20 protein-coding genes and 1 tRNA gene are annotated in these 19,658 nt (G+C 68.2%); 17 read left to right on the forward strand and 4 right to left on the reverse strand.

The window, feature by feature from the left end; genetic code table 11:
• The first annotated feature begins 11 nt into the window (after positions 1-11).
• Genes RS883_RS02180 through RS883_RS02190 form a run of 3 tightly spaced genes read left to right on the forward strand, consistent with a single transcriptional unit; the run spans position 12 to position 1,257 of the window.
• Entirely contained in the window at positions 12-293 is a 282-nt protein-coding gene (locus tag RS883_RS02180) for an AbrB/MazE/SpoVT family DNA-binding domain-containing protein (RefSeq protein ID WP_315762226.1), read from the forward strand.
• Entirely contained in the window at positions 290-679 is a 390-nt protein-coding gene (locus RS883_RS02185) for a type II toxin-antitoxin system VapC family toxin (RefSeq protein ID WP_315762228.1), read from the forward strand. The genes RS883_RS02180 and RS883_RS02185 overlap by 4 nt, the downstream gene beginning before the upstream one ends.
• Entirely contained in the window at positions 679-1,257 is a 579-nt protein-coding gene (locus tag RS883_RS02190) for a thymidine kinase (RefSeq protein ID WP_315762230.1), read from the forward strand. The genes RS883_RS02185 and RS883_RS02190 overlap by 1 nt, the downstream gene beginning before the upstream one ends.
• On the opposite strand, the gene RS883_RS02195 is transcribed toward RS883_RS02190, so the two are convergent.
• Positions 1,235-1,576, reverse strand: coding sequence for a hypothetical protein (locus RS883_RS02195; RefSeq protein WP_315762232.1), 342 nt, complete (start codon positions 1,574-1,576; stop codon positions 1,235-1,237). The two genes, RS883_RS02190 and RS883_RS02195, sit on opposite strands and share 23 nt — an antisense overlap.
• Positions 1,577-1,670: 94 nt before the next feature.
• Here RS883_RS02195 and truB point away from each other — a divergent pair, with 94 nt between their 5' ends.
• The 6 genes from truB (at position 1,671) to RS883_RS02225 (ending at position 9,103) form a co-directional block, all read left to right on the forward strand.
• On the forward strand, positions 1,671-2,669 hold the full coding sequence (gene truB / locus RS883_RS02200; protein WP_315762234.1) for a tRNA pseudouridine(55) synthase TruB: 999 nt from the start codon (positions 1,671-1,673) through the stop codon (positions 2,667-2,669).
• Between the two features lie 22 nt (positions 2,670-2,691).
• Complete coding sequence (gene rpsO / locus RS883_RS02205) at positions 2,692-2,961, forward strand: 30S ribosomal protein S15 (protein WP_315762236.1); 270 nt, start codon at positions 2,692-2,694, stop codon at positions 2,959-2,961.
• A 273-nt stretch (positions 2,962-3,234) separates the two neighbouring features.
• Entirely contained in the window at positions 3,235-5,574 is a 2,340-nt protein-coding gene (gene pnp / locus RS883_RS02210; protein ID WP_315762238.1) for a polyribonucleotide nucleotidyltransferase, read from the forward strand.
• Positions 5,575-5,697: 123 nt separating this feature from the next.
• Positions 5,698-6,708 carry a sensor histidine kinase gene (locus RS883_RS02215; protein ID WP_315764924.1) on the forward strand — a complete coding sequence of 337 codons (1,011 nt, stop codon included), beginning with the start codon at positions 5,698-5,700 and terminating at the stop codon, positions 6,706-6,708.
• Positions 6,709-6,778: 70 nt separating this feature from the next.
• Positions 6,779-7,141, forward strand: a complete 363-nt coding sequence (locus tag RS883_RS02220) for a DUF4440 domain-containing protein (RefSeq protein ID WP_315762239.1) — start codon at positions 6,779-6,781, stop codon at positions 7,139-7,141.
• Between the two features lie 105 nt (positions 7,142-7,246).
• A complete protein-coding gene (locus RS883_RS02225; protein ID WP_315762241.1) occupies positions 7,247-9,103 on the forward strand; it encodes a CocE/NonD family hydrolase in 1,857 nt (618 codons plus the stop codon).
• A gap of 306 nt (positions 9,104-9,409) precedes the next feature.
• On the opposite strand, the gene RS883_RS02230 is transcribed toward RS883_RS02225, so the two are convergent.
• From RS883_RS02230 to RS883_RS02240, 3 genes are all read right to left on the reverse strand, one after another.
• Positions 9,410-10,171 (reverse strand): ABC transporter permease, encoded by a 762-nt coding sequence (locus RS883_RS02230; RefSeq protein WP_315762243.1) that lies wholly within the window; start codon positions 10,169-10,171, stop codon positions 9,410-9,412.
• Complete coding sequence (locus tag RS883_RS02235) at positions 10,168-11,103, reverse strand: ABC transporter ATP-binding protein (protein ID WP_315762245.1); 936 nt, start codon at positions 11,101-11,103, stop codon at positions 10,168-10,170. The genes RS883_RS02230 and RS883_RS02235 overlap by 4 nt, the downstream gene beginning before the upstream one ends.
• Before the next feature lie 66 nt (positions 11,104-11,169).
• Positions 11,170-12,531 (reverse strand): MATE family efflux transporter, encoded by a 1,362-nt coding sequence (locus RS883_RS02240; RefSeq protein WP_315762247.1) that lies wholly within the window; start codon positions 12,529-12,531, stop codon positions 11,170-11,172.
• Positions 12,532-12,705: 174 nt separating this feature from the next.
• On the opposite strand from RS883_RS02240, the gene RS883_RS02245 reads away from it, so the two are divergent.
• The 8 genes from RS883_RS02245 (at position 12,706) to RS883_RS02280 (ending at position 19,633) form a co-directional block, all read left to right on the forward strand.
• A tRNA-Leu gene (locus RS883_RS02245) sits at positions 12,706-12,792 on the forward strand.
• A 213-nt stretch (positions 12,793-13,005) separates the two neighbouring features.
• Positions 13,006-13,185, forward strand: a complete 180-nt coding sequence (gene rpmF / locus RS883_RS02250; protein ID WP_294263938.1) for a 50S ribosomal protein L32 — start codon at positions 13,006-13,008, stop codon at positions 13,183-13,185.
• Positions 13,186-13,220: 35 nt separating this feature from the next.
• The gene (gene plsX / locus RS883_RS02255; RefSeq protein WP_315762250.1) at positions 13,221-14,252 is read left to right on the forward strand and encodes a phosphate acyltransferase PlsX; all 1,032 of its coding nucleotides are present in this window, start codon (positions 13,221-13,223) and stop codon (positions 14,250-14,252) included.
• On the forward strand, positions 14,249-15,211 hold the full coding sequence (locus tag RS883_RS02260) for a beta-ketoacyl-ACP synthase III (protein ID WP_315762251.1): 963 nt from the start codon (positions 14,249-14,251) through the stop codon (positions 15,209-15,211). Before plsX ends, RS883_RS02260 begins: the two co-directional genes overlap by 4 nt.
• Positions 15,212-15,287: 76 nt before the next feature.
• Complete coding sequence (locus tag RS883_RS02265) at positions 15,288-15,584, forward strand: integration host factor subunit alpha (protein WP_315762254.1); 297 nt, start codon at positions 15,288-15,290, stop codon at positions 15,582-15,584.
• A gap of 10 nt (positions 15,585-15,594) precedes the next feature.
• The gene (locus RS883_RS02270; protein ID WP_315762256.1) at positions 15,595-15,942 is read left to right on the forward strand and encodes a MerR family transcriptional regulator; all 348 of its coding nucleotides are present in this window, start codon (positions 15,595-15,597) and stop codon (positions 15,940-15,942) included.
• Positions 15,943-16,128: 186 nt separating this feature from the next.
• Positions 16,129-17,421 carry an RsmB/NOP family class I SAM-dependent RNA methyltransferase gene (locus tag RS883_RS02275; protein ID WP_315762258.1) on the forward strand — a complete coding sequence of 431 codons (1,293 nt, stop codon included), beginning with the start codon at positions 16,129-16,131 and terminating at the stop codon, positions 17,419-17,421.
• A 70-nt stretch (positions 17,422-17,491) separates the two neighbouring features.
• Entirely contained in the window at positions 17,492-19,633 is a 2,142-nt protein-coding gene (locus RS883_RS02280) for a primosomal protein N' (protein WP_315762260.1), read from the forward strand.
• The last annotated feature ends 25 nt before the right edge of the window (positions 19,634-19,658 follow it).

Here is a 19,658-nt window from a genome sequence, read left to right on the forward strand (position 1 = left end):
ATCTTACCTGCATGAACGCCTTCACCACGCTTTCCGCCAAAGGACAGGTCGTCATCCCGAAGGATGTTCGCGATTCGCTCGACCTGAAACCCGGTCAGAAACTCGAGGTCATTCAGACCGGCGGCGGCGTTCTGCTGCGTGCGGCTACGCCCAGGTCCGAACGGACCTTTGAAGAGATTACCGCGTCAATTCGTGCAATTACCGCGAAGTATCGGGGACCGCCGGTCTCGATCGACGACATGAACGAGACGATCAATGAGGAGTATGCCAAGCGCGCGCTTCGTCGCTCGTGAAGGCGCTCGACACGAACGTCGTGCTGAGACTGCTTCTCGGCGATGATCCGGTTCAGTCGGTGCTTGCAGAAGCGATTGTCCAGGATCGCTGTTGGATCGGCCTCACGGTTCTGCTCGAAGTGGCCTGGGTCCTTGGTTCGCGATATCGCCTCAGCCGGGCAGAGACAGCGCAAGTCCTCCGCAGTTTGGCAGCCTATGGGTCAGTACAGCTTGAAACCCGGGCAGCGGCGCTATGGGCGATCGATCGGTACGACGAAGGCGGTGACATAGCTGACCTTCTCCACGTGGCCGCTGCCCGCGATGCCGAAGCCTTCGTCACTTTCGATCAGGCGATCGAGCGAAGTGCCGGGCCGGACACACCCGTTTCAATCGAAACGCTGCGCTGATGGCCAAGCTCTATTTTTACTACGCCTCGATGAACGCGGGGAAGTCGACCACCTTGCTCCAGGCCGACTTCAATTATCGCGAGCGCGGGCTGCACACGATGCTGTTCACCGCCGCGGTCGACGATCGGGCGGGGGCGGGGGTGATCGGGTCGCGGATCGGGCTGGCGGCCGAGGCGATCCCATTCGAGCCCGCTACCGACCTGTTCGCCTGCGTGATGCGCGAGCATGAAGTGCGGGCGGTCAATTGCGTGCTCGTCGACGAGGCGCAGTTCCTGACCGCGGCGCAGGTCGATCAGCTCGCCCGCCTCGCCGACCGCGCGGACATTCCGGTGCTCGCTTATGGGCTGCGTACCGATTTCCGCGGCGCCTTGTTCGAGGGGGCGGCGCGGCTGCTGGCGATCGCCGACTCGCTAGTCGAGCTCAAGTCGATCTGTCCGTGCGGGCGAAAGGCGACGATGAACCTGCGCGTCGATGCCGACGGCCGCGCGGTGCATGAAGGACGCCAGACCGAGATCGGCGGCAACGACCGCTATGTCGCGCTCTGCCGCCGTCACTTTACCGAGGCGCTGGAGGCGTAGGCGCGAGCCGCTGCGCGTCGACGATCCCGCGCTGCGCCTCTGCCCGCGATCGAAGCTCGGCGGCCTCGGAGTCGGAGACGACACCATCGACGGCGTAGCGGTCCGACAGATCTTCGATCACCGCGGCATCGCGGCGCAGCGACCGCGCCTGCGGACGAGTGATCTGGCCGCTCCGGCGCCCATCGCGGACGCGGCGCGCCGTGTCGCCCAGGATCGGGCCGATTCCGCTGGCGGGCGGCGCCGTCACCGGCTCGGCGCGTCCGCCGCCGTCCCAGATTTGCGGCGCGAGGAGCAGGGCGACGATCGTGATGGCGGGCATGGCGGTTCCCCTGGTTGGATGCACAGCGTCGCACGCCGTTCCTGAAGCGCAGGTGACTGGCGGTGTCGCCGATCGGACCCTAAGGCGCGCGGCCATGCATGGCTGGATCATCCTCGACAAACCGCTCGGCCTTGGCTCCACCCAGGGCGTGAGCGCGGTGAAGCGCGCGCTGCGCGACGGCGGCTATGGCAAGTTCAAGGTGGGGCATGGCGGCACGCTCGACCCGCTGGCGACGGGGGTGCTGCCGATCGCGGTGGGCGAGGCGACCAAGCTTGCCGGGCGGATGCTCGACAGCGACAAGATCTACGACTTTACCGTTCGGTTCGGCGAACGGACCGACACGCTGGATGCCGAGGGAAGCGTGGTGGCGACGAGCAACGTGCGGCCCGATCCCGGGTCGATCGCGGCGGTGCTGCCGCGGTTCACGGGCCTGATCGAGCAGGTGCCGCCGGCCTATTCGGCGCTCAAGGTCGATGGCGAGCGGGCGTATGACCTGGCACGGGCGGGGGCGGTGGTGGAGCTCGCGACGCGAGCGGTGACGGTACACCACCTTGAGCACCTCCCCGGAACGGGGAGGGGGACCGCCAGCCGAAGGCTAGTGGTGGAGGGGTGCTTGAACGAAGCGCAGCGCTTGCGGCCAAACCCCTCCACCGGCTTCGCCGGTCCCCCTCCCCGTTCCGGGGAGGTGCTCGAAACGGCCACCTTCACCGCGCACGTCTCCAAGGGCACCTACATCCGCAGCCTTGCGCGCGACATCGCCCATGCGCTCGGGACGGTCGGCCATGTGACGATGCTGCGCCGCGTGAAGGCGGGGCCTTTCGGGGCGGATCAGGCGATTTCGCTGGACAATCTGGCCGATGCCGCTAAGGCGCGCAGCCTTGAGGACTTGATCCTGCCCTTGAGGGCGGGGCTGGACGACATCCCGGCTCTTCCCCTCACCCCCGATCAGGCAGGAGCGCTCGGCCAAGGGCGCGTTCTGGTCGGGATCGCTGCGAACGACGGCCAGTATTTCGCGCTGAACGGCATGACGCCGGTCGCGCTGGTCGAGGTGACGGACGGCAACGTCCGCGTCGTTCGGGGCTTCAACCTGTGACAAGATGTCGAGGACGATAGACATGACGATCACTGCCGAGCGCAAGGAAGCGGTTATCCAGGACAACGCCCGCACCACGGGCGACACGGGGAGCCCCGAGGTCCAGATCGCGATCCTGACCGAGCGCATCGCCAACCTGACCGAGCACTTCAAGACGCACGCCAAGGACAACCATTCGCGTCGCGGCCTGCTGATGCTGGTCAACAAGCGCCGCAGCCTTCTCGACTATCTGAAGAAGAAGGATGCCGAGCGCTACACCTCGCTGATCGCGAAGCTGGGTCTTCGCAAGTGACACAAAGGGGCGGCCCCGACGGGCCGCCCCTTTTGTCATCCCGGCGAAGGCCGGGATCCAGCAAATACGAGGCGCGGGAGCGCCTTCAAACCAGCCGCTGGAGCTGGACCCCGGCCTCGGCTTTCAGCCGAGTTTATCCTGAGCGCCCGCCCTGCGGGCGGTCGAAGGGCCGGGGTGAAAATGGGCAAAGACAATCCGGTCTCCGCCCATGAGCCGCAATCGGCTCGAAAACAGGCCCCGGCGCGCATCTGGCCGCCGGACAAAGGAAACGAAATGTTCGATCACAAGAAAGTGGAAGTCGAGTGGGGCGGAAAGACCCTGACGCTCGAGACGGGCAAGGTTGCCCGCCAGGCTGACGGCGCGGTCATCGCGACGCTCGGCGAGACCGTCGTCCTGTGCGCCGTCACGGCTGCCAAGACGGTCAAGGAGGGGCAGGATTTCTTCCCGCTCACCGTCCATTACCAGGAGAAGTTCTCGTCCGCGGGTCGTATCCCCGGCGGCTTCTTCAAGCGCGAGCGCGGCGCGACCGAGAAGGAGACGCTCGTCTCTCGCCTGATCGACCGCCCGATCCGCCCGCTGTTCCCGGAAGGGTTCTACAACGAGATCAACGCGATCGCGCAGGTCCTGTCGTATGACGGCGAGAACGAGCCCGACATCCTCGCGATGGTCGCCGCGTCCGCAGCGCTCACGCTCTCGGGCGTGCCGTTCATGGGCCCGATCGGCGCGGCGCGCGTCGGTTATCAGGATGGCGAGTACCTCCTGAACCCGACCGACAAGCAGGTCGCCGAGGGTGATCTGGATCTCGTCGTCGCCGGTACGCACGATGCGGTGATGATGGTCGAATCCGAAGCCAACGAGCTGTCGGAAGAGGTCATGCTGGGCGCGGTCCTGTTCGCGCACGACAACATGCAGCCGGTGATCGACGCGATCATCAAGCTGGCCGAGCAGGCGGCGAAGGAGCCCTGGGATCTGGCGACCGGCGACGACAAGTCGGCGATCAAGGCCAAGCTCAAGGATCTGATCGGCGCCGACCTGGCCGCCGCGTACAAGCTGACGAACAAGTCGGCTCGTCAGGACGCCGTCAACGCCGCCCGCGCCAAGGCGCGCGAGGGCATGGCCGACATGAAGGAAAGCGATCCCGCCGGCTATCTGGGCGCGCTCAAGCTCGTCAAGAAGCTGGAAGCCGACATCGTCCGCGGCGCCATCCTGACCGACGGCATCCGTATCGACGGCCGCGACCTCAAGACCGTCCGTCCCATTCAGGCGGAAGTGCACTTCCTGCCGCGCGCGCACGGCTCGGCGCTGTTCACCCGCGGCGAGACGCAGACGATCGCGACCACGACGCTGGGCACCAAGGATGCCGAGCAGATGATCGACGGTCTGGGCGGCCTCAGCTACCAGAACTTCATGCTGCACTATAACTTCCCGCCCTATTCGGTCGGCGAAGTCGGCCGCTTCGGCGCGCCGGGTCGGCGTGAGGTCGGACACGGCAAGCTGGCGTGGCGCGCGCTGCGCCCGGTGCTGCCGACCAAGGAGGAATTCCCCTACACGATCCGCGTCACTAGCGACATCACCGAGTCGAACGGCTCGTCGTCGATGGCGACGGTGTGCGGCGGTTCGCTGTCGATGATGGATGCCGGCGTGCCGCTGAAGCGGCCGGTGTCGGGCATCGCGATGGGCCTGATCCTGGAGGGCGACAAGTTCGCGGTCCTCAGCGACATCCTCGGCGACGAGGACCACCTCGGCGACATGGACTTCAAGGTCGCAGGCACGTCCGAGGGCATCACCACGATGCAGATGGACATCAAGATCGCGGGCATCACGCGCGAGATCTTCGAGACCGCGCTCAACCAGGCCAAGGAAGGCCGCGCGCACATTCTGGGTGAGATGGCCAAGGCGCTGGGCGAGACCCGCACCGAGCTGTCGGCCCATGCGCCGCGCATCGAGACGCTGCAGATCGACAAGTCGAAGATCCGCGACGTCATCGGCACCGGCGGCAAGGTCATCCGCGAGATCGTCGCGACGACCGGTGCCAAGGTCGACATCGACGACGACGGCGTCATCAAGGTGAGCTCGTCGGACCACTCGCAGATCGAGGCCGCGATCAACTGGATCAAGGGCATCGTCGAAGAGGCCGAGGTCGGCAAGATCTACAACGGCAAGGTCGTCAACCTCGTCGACTTCGGTGCGTTCGTGAACTTCATGGGCGGCAAGGACGGTCTCGTTCACGTCTCGGAGATCCGGAACGAGCGCGTCGAGAAGGTCGGCGACGTCCTGAAGGAAGGCCAGGAGGTCAAGGTCAAGGTCCTCGAGATCGACCCGCGCGGCAAGGTTCGCCTGTCGATGCGCGTTGTCGATCAGGAAACCGGCGCCGAGCTCGAGGACACGCGTCCGGCCCGCGAACCGCGCGAGCCGCGCGGCGATCGTGGCCCGCGCCGTGACGGGGGTGACCGCGGTGATCGTGGTCCCCGCCGCGAGGGCGGCGACCGCGGTGACCGTGGCGGCGATCGCGGCCCGCGCCGTGACCGTGGCCCCCGCCGTGAGCGTTCGGAAGGCGGCAAGGACGAGGGCGGCGAGTCGATCGGCCTGCCGTCGTTTATCACCGAGGACTGAGGCGCCAAGCCATTGAATGAAGGGGAGGGGCGCGGCCGGACATGGCCGCGCCCCTCCTTTTTTAATGAACCAACACGCCGCGCGGGCTAGATTGGCGTCGACGGAAGGAACGGGGGCTTGGACGTGCGCAAGGCGCAGGACGGCATGTGGATCGAACGGCTGCCGCTGGCGGCCGATCGCCCCGTGCTTGCCCTTTGCGCCACCAACCTGCTGATCGCGGCGGCGCTGGGGCTTCGCTGGATCGCCGATCCCTATCTGCCGGGCGGTTTTCCGTTCGTGACCTTCTTCCCCGCCGTGATCCTCGCCTCGGCGCTGTTCGGGGCGAGGATCGGCGCCTATGCCGGCGTGGTCTGCGGGCTGCTCGCCTGGTACTTCTTCGTCGAACCCAAGCAGAGTTTCGTGCTGCTGCCGGGCACCTGGCTGGCGCTCGCCTTCTATGTGCTCGTCGTCGCCACCGACGTGCTCATCATCCATTGGATGCAGCGCGCCAACGCCAAGCTGGCGCGCGAGCGCGAACTGAGCCGCGCGCTCGCCGAAACCCGCGAGCTTCTGTTTCGCGAGCTTCAGCACCGCGTGTCGAACAATCTTCAGGTCGCGGCCGGGCTCATCACGCTCCAGAAGCGGCGGATCACCGACGCCGATGCGCGCGATGCATTGGACGAGGCGTCGCGCCGGCTGGCGCTGATCGGGCGGATCAGCCGTCAGCTCTATGACGCGGGCGGCGCCACGCGGCGGATGCGCGAGTTCCTGGAGCCGCTGTGTCACGACGTGATCGAGGCGAGCGGGCGGACCGGCATCCGCTGCAACGTCATGGTCGATCACGAGGCGACGCTCAGCCCCGACGCGGCGATTCCGCTCGCGCTGATCGTTGCGGAGGCGATGGCGAACGCGATCGAGCACGGCTTTGCCGATCGCGACCAGGGGGTGATCGACATTGAGCTAACCCGCGACGGCGAGCAGCGCGTGCGGATCGAGGTGCGTGACGATGGCTGCGGCCTGCCCGAAGGCTTCGACATCGAAGGGGCGGGAAGCCTGGGCCTCAGCATCGCGCGGACGCTGGCGTCGCAACTGAGCGGCCGTTTCGAACTGGTGGGCGGGCAGGGAACGACCGCGAGGCTGCTGCTGCCCGCCTAGTCTTTGGTCGGTGCCGGGAACCCTCGCCGCACCAAGTCGCTGTTCGTCCGACACTTTCGGGAGAAGCGAGATGGACGACGACCGCGTCTGGGCATTCGAGGAAAGCCTCTGGACCGCCGATGCCGAGCATTATGCCGAATCGATCGACGACGAGTGCGTGATGGTCGTTCCCGCCCCGCCCTTCGTGATGACCGGCGAGCAGGCGATCGAGTCGGTGCAGTCGACCCCCCGCTGGTCGAGCGTCCGCTTCTCCGACCAGCAGATCATGCGCCCGCAGGAGGGGCTGATCGTCGTCGGCTACACGGTCGAGGCGGCGAAGGAGGATGACGAGCGCTACGTCGCGCACTGCACCTCGACCTATCGCCGGCTGGAGCATGAGGTGTGGAAGGTGGTTCAGCACCAGCAGACGCCGCCGCTGAAGGCAGGAGGCTGACCTGAGTTCGTCACCCCGGAACACGGCCGGGGTGACGATCCTGCAAGGGGTTTGGCGAACCATCCCCCCTCGACAGCCCGCGCGTTTTCGGCTGATCTCGGCGCCATGCGCCGCACCCTCACCGCCATCGCCCTGGCGCTCGTCGCCCTGACCCCCGCCACCGCGCGTCAGGCGCTGCCCAAGCCCGCCGAGCAGGCGCAGGCCGCCTACACCTACCAGCGCGTCATGATCCCGATGCGCGATGGGGCGAAGCTAGAAACCGTCGTGATCCGGCCCGCGAACAAGTCCGGCCCGCTGCCGATCCTGCTCGAGCGCAGCCCCTATGGCATCCCCGACGCAGCGCCCGAGCAGACGCCGCCGGACCAGTCGTTCCTGGCTCAGGATGGCTACATCCTCGTCTATCAGAACATGCGCGGACGCTTCGGGTCGGAAGGCACCTTCACGATGTCGACGGCGATCGCGCCCAAGGGGTCGAAGGCGGTCGACGACGCCACCGACGCCTATGACACGATCGACTGGCTGGTGAAGAACGTGCCCGCCAACAACGGCAAGGTCGGGATGTGGGGCGTCTCTTACCCCGGCTACGCCGCCGCGGTCGCGCTTGCCAAGCCGCATCCGGCGCTGAAGGCGGTGAGCCCGCAGGCCGGGTGGAACGACTGGTGGATGAACGACGATCTCCACCGCTTCGGTGCGGCGCGGCTGACCTATGCGACCGACTGGCTTTGGCTGCTCCAGCATTCGAAGCAGAATGACGACTTCCCGGGTTATGACAGCTTCGACACCTATGACTGGTTCCTGAAGCAGGGGACGCTCGGCAACGTCGAGAAGAACCACTTCAAGGGCGTGTCGTCGGTCATGACCGCGATGGTCGAGCGACCCGATTACGACGCCTTCTGGAAGGGACAGCACTGGACCGACGCGCTCGGCCGTGCCGGCGTGGCGACACTGTCGGTGGCGGGGTTCTGGGATCAGGAGGACCCGTACGGCCCGTGGCGCATCTATGAGAAGCTGGAGCAGGACGATCCGAACCGGCTGAACATGATCGTCTCGGGCCCGTGGAATCACGGCAGCTGGCGGGGCAAGGGCGACAAGCTCGGCCCGATCGCGATCGGTACCGAGAGCGGTACCGCGTTTCGCCGCGATATCGAGGCGCCGTTCTTCGCCTATTGGTTGCACGGTCGCGGCACTCGCCCCGCGTTCGAGGCCCGCATGTTCCAGTCGGGCAGCTATCAGTGGCGCGATTATCCGCAGTGGCCGCCGGCGAACGCGGCACCGACGGCGCTCTACCTGCGCGCCGACGGGTCGGTCAGCTTCGACGCGCCGCCGGCGGGGGAGGCGTGCCGCGACTATGTCTCCGATCCCGCCAACCCGGTGCCGTTCCGCCGCCGGCCGATCTCCACCACCTGGGGCTCGCGCGACTGGCCGTGGTGGGAGGCGGACGACCAGCGCTTCGTCGGCGGGCGGCCCGATGTGCTGAGCTACATTTCGGCACCGCTCGACGCCGACCTGACGGTGACGGGCAAGCTTGCCGCGACGCTGATGGCCTCGACCAGCGGCACCGATAGCGACTTCGTCGTCAAGCTGATCGACGTCTATCCCGACGATGCCGAGAAGCTTCCCGAGCGGATGCAGCCGGGCGACTATGCCAGGTCCCTGAACGCTTATCAGTTGCCGATCGCGATGGAGATCCGCCGCGGGCGCTGGCTCGACGGCTATGAGCAGGCCAAGCCGCTGGTCGCCGACCAGGTTCGCGCCTGGAATGTCGAGCTTCGCGACCACGACCATGTATTCAAGAAGGGCCACCGCATCATGGTGCAGGTCCAGTCGAGCTGGTTCCCGGTGATCGACCGCAACCCCCAGCGCTTCGTCCCCAACATCGCCAAGGCGGCGCCGGGCGACTTCGTCAAGGCGACGCAGCGTGTGTGTGCAGGGTCTAAGGTGATGCTGCCCGTGGTGCGGTGATGGCGGGGCGCTGACGTCGGCAACCTTGTACCCCGGCGAAGGCCGGGGTCCAGTTGGGGGACGTTGATGGCTCTCACCCCGGCTTTCCCAACTGAGCCCCGGCCCTTGCCGGGGAACAGGAAGGAGGAAGCGGCAGCCGCCACCCCAAGGAGTGATGGTCGAAACGTACCCGATCTTCTAATCGAAAGATCGCTCGGGGGAGTTACGTTCGCGACACCATGCACTCCCGGTACGTCGCGGACGCAATCGGCATCGCCGCCACCCACCTCCTGGGTCGCTCCGCACGGGTGGCGGCGATGCCGACCATCATGCCTTTAGGCGATACCCGGTCTTCAGCATCCACGCGACCACGCCCACGCAGATCAGCAGAAAGCCCATCGTCGCGCCCAGGCTGACCAGCACGTCGACGTCGCCGCGCCCGAAGAAGCTCCAGCGAAAGCCGCTGACCAGATAGACGACGGGATTGAACAGGCTGACCGTCCGCCACGGCTGGGGCAGCATGTCGATCGAGTAAAAGGCGCCGCCAAGGAACGTCAGCGGCGTGACGATCAGCGCGGGGACGAGGCTCAATTGCTCGAACCCCTTGGCCCACAGCCCGATGATGAAGCCGAACAGGCTGAACGCCACCGCCGTGAGGATCAGGAATGCGACCATCATCGGCGGATGCTCGATCCGAAGATCGACGAAGAAACCCGACGTGGCGAGGATGATCGCGCCGATCAGCATCGACTTGGTCGCCGCCGCGCCGACATAGCCGAGCAGCAGTTCCGCCGTTGCGACCGGGGCCGACAGCACTTCGTAGATCGTCCCCGCGAAACGCGGCATGTAGATGCCGAAAGACGCGTTCATCAGGCTCTGCGTGAGCAGGCTTAGCATGACGAGCCCCGGCACGATGAAGCTGCCATAGGGGATGCCATCGACTTCCTGGATACGGCTGCCGATCGCGCCGCCGAAGACGATGAAATAGAGCGCAGTCGTAATGACCGGCGTCGCGACGCTGCCCCAGAAGGTGCGGCCGAAGCGCGCCATTTCGAAGCGATAGATTGCCCAGATGCCCGGCAGGTTCATGGGCGTGCCTCCCGATCGTGGACAAGGTCCACGAAGATGTCCTCCAGGCTCGACTTGGACGTGTCGAGATCCTTGAAGTGGATGCCGAGCTCGGACACCTTGCGCAGCAGCGAGGGGATACCCGTCCGCTCGGCCTGCGCGTCGAACACGTACCGCAGCTTATGGCCTTCGTCGGCGAGGCTGAGGTCCCACTCGGCGAGTTCGGTGGGCACTTTGGTCATCGGCTCGACCAGCGACAGGTCCATCTCGCGCTTGCCGAGCTTCTTCATCAGCGCGGCCTTTTCCTCGACCAGCAGGAGCTCGCCGCGGTTGATGACGCCGACGCGGTCGGCCATTTCCTCCGCCTCCTCGATATAATGGGTGGTCAGGATGATCGTCGTGCCGGCTTCGCGCAGGCGGTGGACGAGCTTCCACATGTCGCGGCGCAGCTCGACATCGACGCCTGCGGTCGGCTCGTCGAGGAACAGAAGGTCTGGCTCGTGGCTCAGCGCCTTGGCGATGAGGACGCGGCGCTTCATGCCGCCCGACAGCTCCATGATCTTGGCGTCGCGCTTTTCCCAGAGCGACAGGTCACGCAGGACGCGCTCGATCAGCGCATCGTCGCGCCGGCGTCCGAACAGCCCGCGCGAGAAGCGAACGGTGGAAAAGACGGGCTCGAACATGTCGGTCGATAGTTCCTGCGGCACCAACCCGATGCGGCGGCGTGCGTCGCGGAAATCGCGGACGATGTCATGACCGTCGAAGGTGATGGTGCCGGTGGTCGGCTTGACCAGCCCACAGACGATGCCGATCATCGTCGTCTTGCCCGCGCCATTGGGGCCGAGCAGCGCGAAGATCTCGCCCTTGTTGATCGACAGGTCGACCGACTTCAGCGCCTGATGCCCGCTGGCATAGGTCTTGGTGACGCCGGACAGCGTCAGGATGGGTTGCATGGATCGCCGGCCCCCTTTGTGCCTCGGGGGCGGAGGTAAGATGCCGCCGGGGGGGCGGCAAGGGGCTCAGGCGGGCTGGCGCAGGCGCCCCTGCGTCCGGCCGCTGACCCACCACAAGCGCGCGCCGTTGAGGATCGCCGCCGCGACCATTCCCGCCGCCGATCCCCACACAAGACCCGCCGGCCCCGCGCCCCGCTCGACCAGCCACCAGCCGAGACCGCCGGTGACGACGAAGAAGGCGAGGATCCCGTTGACGCCCGCCGCCACCTGATCGCCGAGCGAGCGGAGCGCATAGACGAAGACGACCTGCAGCCCGTCGAACAGGATGAAGGGCGACCAGCGCAGCAGCATCATCGCCGCGATCGCATGGACCGCCGGGGCAGCGGGGAAGGCGGCGGTGATCGGCCCGGTCGCCAGCAGGATGACGAGCGCCATCAGCCCCGTGCCGATCGCGGCGATCGCGGCGGCGATGGCGGCGCGGCGCCACGCTTCTTCCGGCCGCTTCTCGCCCACCGCATTGCCGACGCGCACGCCGGCCGCCGAGCCGAGGCCAAGCGCGAAACCGAAGGTGACGTTGTGGACGGAGAAGACGATCTGGAAGGCGTGCGCGGTCGCCTCGCCCAACTGAGTCGACAGCGCGATCAGGATCGAGAAGCCGGCGAGTTCGAGGCCGGAGGCGAGCGCAGGGACCGCGCCGAAGGAAAGCAGCGCGACAACGCCCGCCCAGCGCAGGTCGCTCAGATCGCGCACGCCGCGCTCGGCCGCGCGCGGCAGCGTCCACGCGGCATATAGCATGGCGACCGCGCCAAAGGCCGAGGCGGTGGCAGTCGCGGCGGCGGCGCCCACGGCGCCAAAGGCGGGCAGGCCGAACTGCCCCGTCGCCAGGACCCAGGCGAGCACGGCGTTGATCGGCAGCACCGAAAGCTGGACGACCATCACCCGCCGCGGCCGGCTGACGCCCTCCAGGAAGAAGCTCGCCGCGATCGACAGGAGCTGAAAGGGATAGGCACAGGCCATCACCTTGACGACGCTCGCCGCGGCGGGCGCGAGATCCGGCATCACGCCGACCAGACGCAGCAGCGGTTCGGCGAAGGTGAACAGGATGCCGCCGCTCGCCAGCCCGAGCGCGAGACCCAGGACCAGCCCTTCGTGCAACACGCGCCCGGTTTCGCGCAGGTCGCCCGCCCCATCGGCGCGCGAGACCATGACGATGATCCCCGACAGCCAGCCGAGCACGACGACGATGCCGATATAGGTGATCGCCCGGCTGGCCCCCAGCGCCGCGACCTCGTGCGTGCCGGTCAGGCCGACGACGATCACGTCGGTGAGGTGCAGAATCGTCCAGTTGAGGCTAGTCAGCATCACCGGCCACGCAAGTGCCAGGATGCGCCGCGCTTCGCCGGACAGAGAGATGGAAGCGGCGGGCATGGCGGCGTGCCGTACAGGGTGGCGAAGCGGCGCGAAAGCGAATCCTCCGCGCGCGCAATCCGGCGAAGGCGGAAGCCCAGCGACGGCCCCGCCGAATCGGTGTTGCATGGCCCGGATGACGCTGCTAGGGGCACCCGCCTACCGGCCGCCGGGGCTCTGGCGGTAATGGCACGTGCGGTCGTGGCGGAACTGGTAGACGCGCAACGTTGAGGTCGTTGTGGGCGAAAGCCCGTGGAAGTTCGAGTCTTCTCGACCGCACCACCATCCCCCAGATCAAGCCCGATCATCGGCTTTTCCGTATGCGACACGGTACTTGCATGGCCCGGCGAAATCGCTATAGGCGCACGCTCGCTTCGCGACCTGTCCCGGCCACGCGGGTGGCGCGGGCGCGCAGTCTATTGCGCGCTTGCCCATGCCGCACGAGGGGCGTATCGCGACCCCGAATCTGAATTTAGTCGAAGAAGGTGTGCCGACATGGCCGTTCCCAAGAGAAAGACTTCGCCCTCGCGGCGCGGCATGCGTCGTTCGCACGATGCGCTGAAGGTCGAGTCGTTCCAGGAGTGCTCGAACTGCGGCGAGCTCAAGCGTCCCCACATCCTGTGCGGGTCGTGCGGCCATTATAACGGCCGTGAGATCGTGGCGGTCGAGGCCTGAGGGCGACCTGAAGGACTAGGGATCGGCCGGACGATATGGCGGGCACTGCGCGGATCGCCGTCGATGCGATGGGCGGCGATGGCGGGCTCGCCGTCATCCTCGACGGGGTGGCGCTTGCCGCCGCGGCGCGGCCCGAACTCTCCTTCCTGCTGGTCGGCGACGAATCGGCGATCAATGCCGGCCTCGCCGCACATGCCGAGCTCGCCGGGCGCGTCGAAGTCGCGCACGCAGCGGAGACGGTCGGCTCCGACGAGAAGCCGAGCACCGCGATTCGCCGTGCCCGCGTCACCTCGATGGGCCTCGCCGTCGATGCGGTGAAGCAGGGCCGTGCGGGCGCCGCGGTGTCGGCGGGCAATACCGGTGCGCTGATGGCGATGGCCAAGCTGTCGCTGCGCACCATGCCCGGCATCGATAGGCCGGCGCTCGCCGCGCTGCTGCCCAGCCTGGGCGCCAACGACACCGTCATGCTCGACCTCGGCGCCAATGCCGAGTGCGATGCGCGCAACCTCGTCCAGTTCGCGGTGATGGGCGCAGCCTATGCGCGCACCGCGCTCGAGCTGGAGCGGCCCCGCGTCGCGCTGCTCAACATCGGTACCGAGGATTTGAAGGGTACCGACATCATCCGCGATGCCGCCCAGCGCCTGCGCGCCGCGCCGCACCTGCCGCTCGCCTTTACCGGCTTCATCGAGGGCGACCGGCTGTCGCGCGGCGAGGTCGATGTGATCGCCTGCGACGGCTTCACCGGCAACATCGCGCTGAAGACCGCGGAGGGAACGGCGCGATTCGTCGCCGACCTGCTGCGCCGCGCGTTCTCGAGCTCGGTCCGTTCGAAGATCGGCTTCCTGATCTCGCGCCCCGCGACCAAGTTGCTGCGCGACCATCTCGATCCCAACAACCACAATGGCGCGATCTTCCTGGGCCTCAACGGCCTGGTCGTGAAGAGCCATGGCGGCGCCAATGCCGCCGGCATCGCCAATGCGCTGAAGCTCGCCGCCAAGCTCGTCGAGGATGACCTGACCCGGCGGATCGGCGAAGACCTCGGCAATGTCGAGGCGCGCGCGGCATGAGCATCCGGGCGGTCATCGCCGGCACCGGCACGGCGCTGCCGGCGCGGCGCGTCTCCAACGAGGAGCTGTCGCAGACGGTCGACACCACCGACGAGTGGATCGTCGAGCGTACCGGCATCCGCTTTCGCCACATCGCCGGCGAGGGCGAGACGACGGGGACGCTCGCCACCGATGCCGCGCGGGCGGCACTGGCGGCGGCGGGGATCGAGGCGCAGGCGATCGACCTGATCGTCCTGGCGACCGCCACCCCCGACCAGACCTTTCCCGCCACCGCCACGCGCGTGCAGGCGGCGCTCGGCATCGACGATTGCGTCGCGTTTGACGTTGCCGCGGTGTGCTCGGGCTTCCTCTATGCGCTTCAGGTCGCGGACACGATGATCCGCGCCGGCGCGCACCGCCGCGCGCTGGTGATCGGCGCGGAGACGTTCAGCCGCATCCTCGACTGGGAGGATCGCGGGACCTGCGTGCTGTTCGGCGACGGCGCCGGTGCGGTGGTGCTGGAAGGGCGCGAGGCCGAGGACGAGGGCATCCTTGCCGTCCGCCTGCACGCCGACGGCCGCTACAACGACCTGCTCTATGTCGATGGCGGGCCGTCGACCACCGGTACGGTCGGCAAGCTGCGCATGAAGGGCCGCGAGGTGTTCCGCCACGCGGTCGTCAATCTGGCGGCAGTGCTGCGCGAGACGCTGGCGGTCACCGGCCACGAACCGCACGAGGTCGACTGGCTGGTCCCGCACCAGGCCAATGCCCGCATCCTCGACGCGACCGCGCGCAAGCTCGACCTGTCGCCCGATCGCGTGGTGGTGACGGTCGACCAGCATGCCAACACGTCGGCGGCGTCGGTGCCGCTCGCGCTCGACGCGGCGATTCGCGACGGGCGTATTCAGCGCGGCCATTTGTTGGTGCTGGAGGCGATGGGCGGCGGCTTCACCTGGGGTGCGGCGGTCGTACGGTACTGACCCTAAAGGGTTCATTGATCGGAATCGGCGTTCTGATAAGTTCGAATGCCATCGTTACGCCCAGGAGAGCGAGTTGATGCAGGCAGGAACTCTCACGCGCGCCGATCTGGCAGAGGCGCTGCACAGCGAGGTCGGGCTGTCGCGCTCCGAATCGTCGAAGCTGGTCGAGCAGATCCTTGGTCACCTTTGTGAGGCGCTGGCCAAGGGCGAGAACGTCAAGATCTCCGGCTTCGGCAGCTTCATCCTGCGCGACAAGGGCGAGCGGGTCGGCCGCAATCCCAAGACCGGCGTCGAAGTGCCGATCGCGCCGCGTCGTGTCCTCACCTTCCGGGCCAGCCAGATGATGCGCGACCGCATCGTCGCGGGCGCCTGAACCGATCGCCATGTCCGGCCGCCCCAAGGCCGAGAACGCATTCCGCACCATCGGTGAGGTGGCGGCGGAAACCGGTCTGCCGCAGCATCGCCTGCGTTACTGGGAACAGCGATTTCCGCAGCTCCGCCCGCTGACGCGCGCGGGCCAGCGTCGTTACTATCGACCCGAAGACGTGGCGCTGGTGCGCCGCATCGACGACCTGCTCAGCCGGCAGGGCTACACCATCCGCGGTGTCCAGAAGCTGCTGGAGAGCGAGGCCGCGCCAGCGCGCAAACGCGCGCCAGCGGCGGACAAGCGTGGCGCGCTGGAGGAGGTTCGCGACCTGCTGAAGGACGCATTGGAACGCGACTCGAAATAGGCGTGTGTGCTCGGGCGAACGCCCGGGCAGGTGGGAAGGTCGCCGCTGCAGGGCGCAGCGCTAATCACATCAGCCTTCCCGACTGGGCCCCGGCCTTCGCCGGGGCACAAACGCAGCAATGTGCTCCCGCCTACGCGGGCGCACACCGCTCTTTTCTCGGCCGTCACATCGCATTAGAGGCGGGGCTTGCCCCAGCGCCGTTTCCCCCATCGCCCGCAATTCGATCCTGTCGGCACCGCGCCGCGCCGTGCGGCCCTGCGCGTGCTCGACGCCGTGCTTCGCCGTGGCCAGGCGCTCGAACCCGCGCTCGCGCGGGCGGGTGAGGGGCTGTCGCCCGCCGATCGCGGGCTTGCCCATGCGATCGCGGCCGAGGCGCTGCGCCGCTTGCCCGATCTCGATGCGTTGATCGACGGCGCGACGCGGCAGCGGTTGCCGGACGATGCCAAGGCGCGCTTCGTGCTGCGGATCGCGCTGATCCAGGCGCTTCGCCTCGGCACGCCGCATCACGCGGCGATCGCCACCGTGTTGCCGCTGATCGATGGCGGGCCACGCAAGCTGGTCCATGGCGTGTTCGGCGCGCTGATGCGCAGCGATGCCACTTTGCCCGAACTGCCGGCGTTGCCCGGCAGCGTCGCCGGACGCTGGGCCGCGGCGCATGGCGACGCCATGGTCGAGGCAGCGCAGGCAGCGATGGCCGCGCCGCCGCCGATCGACCTGACGCTCGCCGATGCGGCAGCGACCGACAGCTGGGCCGAGCGGCTCGGCGGCACCAACCTGGCACCGGGCCATGTCCGCCTGCCAGCGGGTGCCGATATCGCCGCGCTTCCGGGCTTTGCCGAGGGCGCGTGGTGGGTTCAGGATCTCGCCGCCAGCCTCCCCGCCCGGCTGCTCGGCCGCGGCACCGGTGATGCGCTCGACCTGTGCGCCGCGCCCGGCGGCAAGACGATGCAGCTCGCCGCCGCCGGCTGGCGTACCACGGCGCTCGACATCGCCGAAAACCGCCTTGCGCGACTTCGGGACAATCTGGCGCGTACCGGGCTGGATGCCATGATCGTTGCCGCCGACGCGCTGAAATGGGCGCCGCCGGCACCGGTCGACGCGCTGTTGATCGACGCGCCGTGCAGCGCGACCGGCATCTTCCGCCGCCATCCCGACGTTCTCTACCGCGCGCATCCCGGCCTGATCGCCGAGACCGCGGCGCTCCAGGCGGCGCTGCTCGCGCGCGCGGCCGAGTGGGTGAAGCCGGGTGGACGGCTCGTCTATGCCGTCTGCTCGCTCGAGCCCGGCGAGGGCGAGGCGCAGCTTGCGACCTTCCTGGCCGGCCGAGGCGACTATGCGATCGATCCGGTCCGGCCGGACGAACTGCCGGCCGGCATCGCGCCGCGTGAGGACGGCACCGTCCGCACGCTGCCGACGATGCTGGCGGAGGCCGGGCGGCTCGACGGCTTCTTCATCGCGCGGCTGCGTCGCACGCGATAGGCGCCCTTCCCTTGGCGGCTCGGCCCGCTATCTGGGGCGCATGCCCGGTGAGCGTGCCCGCGTAATCGTCATGAATTCGGCGCTTGGCCCGCTCGACTATCGCGTTCCGGCGGGAATGGCGGTCGAGCCGGGATCGATCGTCGTCGCGCCGCTCGGGCCGCGCCAGTTGCTCGGCGTCGCCTGGGATGCCGATCGGCTGGCGACCGAGGAGGTGGGGGACAATCGCCTGCGCAACCTGCTCGGCGTGGCCGACGTGCCGCCGCTGCCGACGCCGCTGCGCCGGCTGATCGAGTGGACCGCCGACTATTATCTGAGCCCGCTCGCCGCCGTGGTCCGCATGGCACTGCCGTCGAGTTCGGCGCTGGAGGGCGCGAAGCTCGCCGTGGAATACCGTGCGACCGGGCACGTTCCCGACCGGCTGACGCCGCAGCGCGCACAGGCTCTGGAGCGGATCGCCGATCGCCAGGGGCTCGTCCGCGAACTCGCGACCATTGCCGACGTCAGCGAAGCGGTAGTGCGCGGCTTGGTGAAGTCGGGCGCGATCGAGGCGGTCGAGGTCGACATCGACCTGCCCTATCCGATCCCCGATCCCGGCTTTGCCCCACCCGAACTGTCGGCCGAGCAGGCGGCGGTGTCGGCGACGCTGCGCGGGGCAGTTGCCGGGGCGGCGTTCCAGCCCTTCCTGCTCGATGGCGTCACCGGCTCGGGCAAGACCGAGACCTATTTCGAGGCGGTGGCGGAGGCGATCGAGGCGGGGCGCCAGACGCTGGTGCTGCTGCCGGAGATCGCGCTGACCGAACCGTTCCTCAAGCGCTTCCATGCCCGCTTCGGCTGCGAGCCCGTCGCTTGGCATTCGGGGCTTCGCCAGTCGCAGCGCCGCCGCGCCTGGCGCGCGATCGCCAGCGGCGAGGCGCGCGTGGTCGTCGGCGCGCGATCGGCGCTGTTCCTCCCCTATCCCAAGCTCGGCCTGATCGTCGTCGACGAGGCGCACGAGACGAGCTTCAAGCAGGAGGACGGCGTCCATTACCATGCGCGCGACGTCGCGGTGATGCGGGGCATGTTCGAGGGGTGCCCGGTGGTGCTCGCCACCGCCACCCCGGCGATCGAGACACGGCACCAGGTTGCGCTCGGCCGCTATGCCGAGCTCAAGCTGCCCGGCCGCTACGGCCCGGCAGAGATGCCCGCAATCGAGGCGATCGACCTGCTGCGCGATCCGCCACCGCGCGGCCGATGGATCGCGCCCGCCCTAACGCGCGCGATCGACGGGACGCTGGAGCGGGCCGAGCAGGCGCTCCTGTTCCTCAATCGCCGCGGTTATGCGCCGCTGACGCTTTGCCGTCATTGCGGCCACCGCTTCCAATGCCCCAACTGCACCGCCTGGATGGTCGAGCACCGGCTGATCCGCCGGCTCGCCTGCCATCATTGCGGCCATGTCATGCCGACGCCGCGCGCCTGCCCCGAATGCAAGGAAGAGGAGAGCCTCGTCGCCTGTGGCCCCGGTGTCGAGCGCATCGCCGACGAGGCCGCGGCGCTCTGGCCCGATGCGCGCATCGCCATCGTCACCAGCGACACGATCTGGTCGCCGGCCAAGGCCGCCGAGTTCGTCGGGCGGATGGAGCATGGCGAGATCGACATCGTCGTCGGCACGCAGCTCGTCACCAAGGGGTATCACTTCCCCAACCTGACGCTGGTGGGGGTGATCGACGCCGATCTCGGCCTGGCCGGCGGCGACCTTCGCGCGGCCGAGCGCAGCTTCCAGCAGATCATGCAGGTGGCCGGACGCGCGGGGCGCGGCGAGAAGCCGGGTCACGTCTATATCCAGACGCACGATCCCAAGGCGCCGGTGATGCAGGCGCTCGTCTCTGGCGATGCCGAGAGCTTCTATGCCGCCGAGACCGAGGCGCGCGCCGACGCCGATGCGCCCCCCTTCGGCCGCTTCGCCGCGATCATCGTGTCGAGCGAGGACAAGGACGCCGCGCACGACACGGCCCGCGCGATCGGCCGGGGGGCGCCGAGAGTGGACGGTATGGACGTGTTCGGTCCCGCGCCGGCGCCGCTCGCGATGCTGCGCGGGCGTCATCGCTTCCGCTTGCTCGTCCATGCGCGCCGCGTGTTCCCGGTTCAGGAGGCGATCCGCGACTGGCTGGGCGGTGTCGACTGGCCGGCAAAGGTGCGCGTCGCGGTCGACGTCGATCCCTATAGCTTCGTTTGATCTTGAACCGATCGGGCGCTTGGCG

It is taken from the genome of Sphingomonas sp. Y38-1Y, from assembly GCF_032391395.1.
In the GTDB taxonomy this organism is placed as follows: domain Bacteria; phylum Pseudomonadota; class Alphaproteobacteria; order Sphingomonadales; family Sphingomonadaceae; genus Sphingomonas.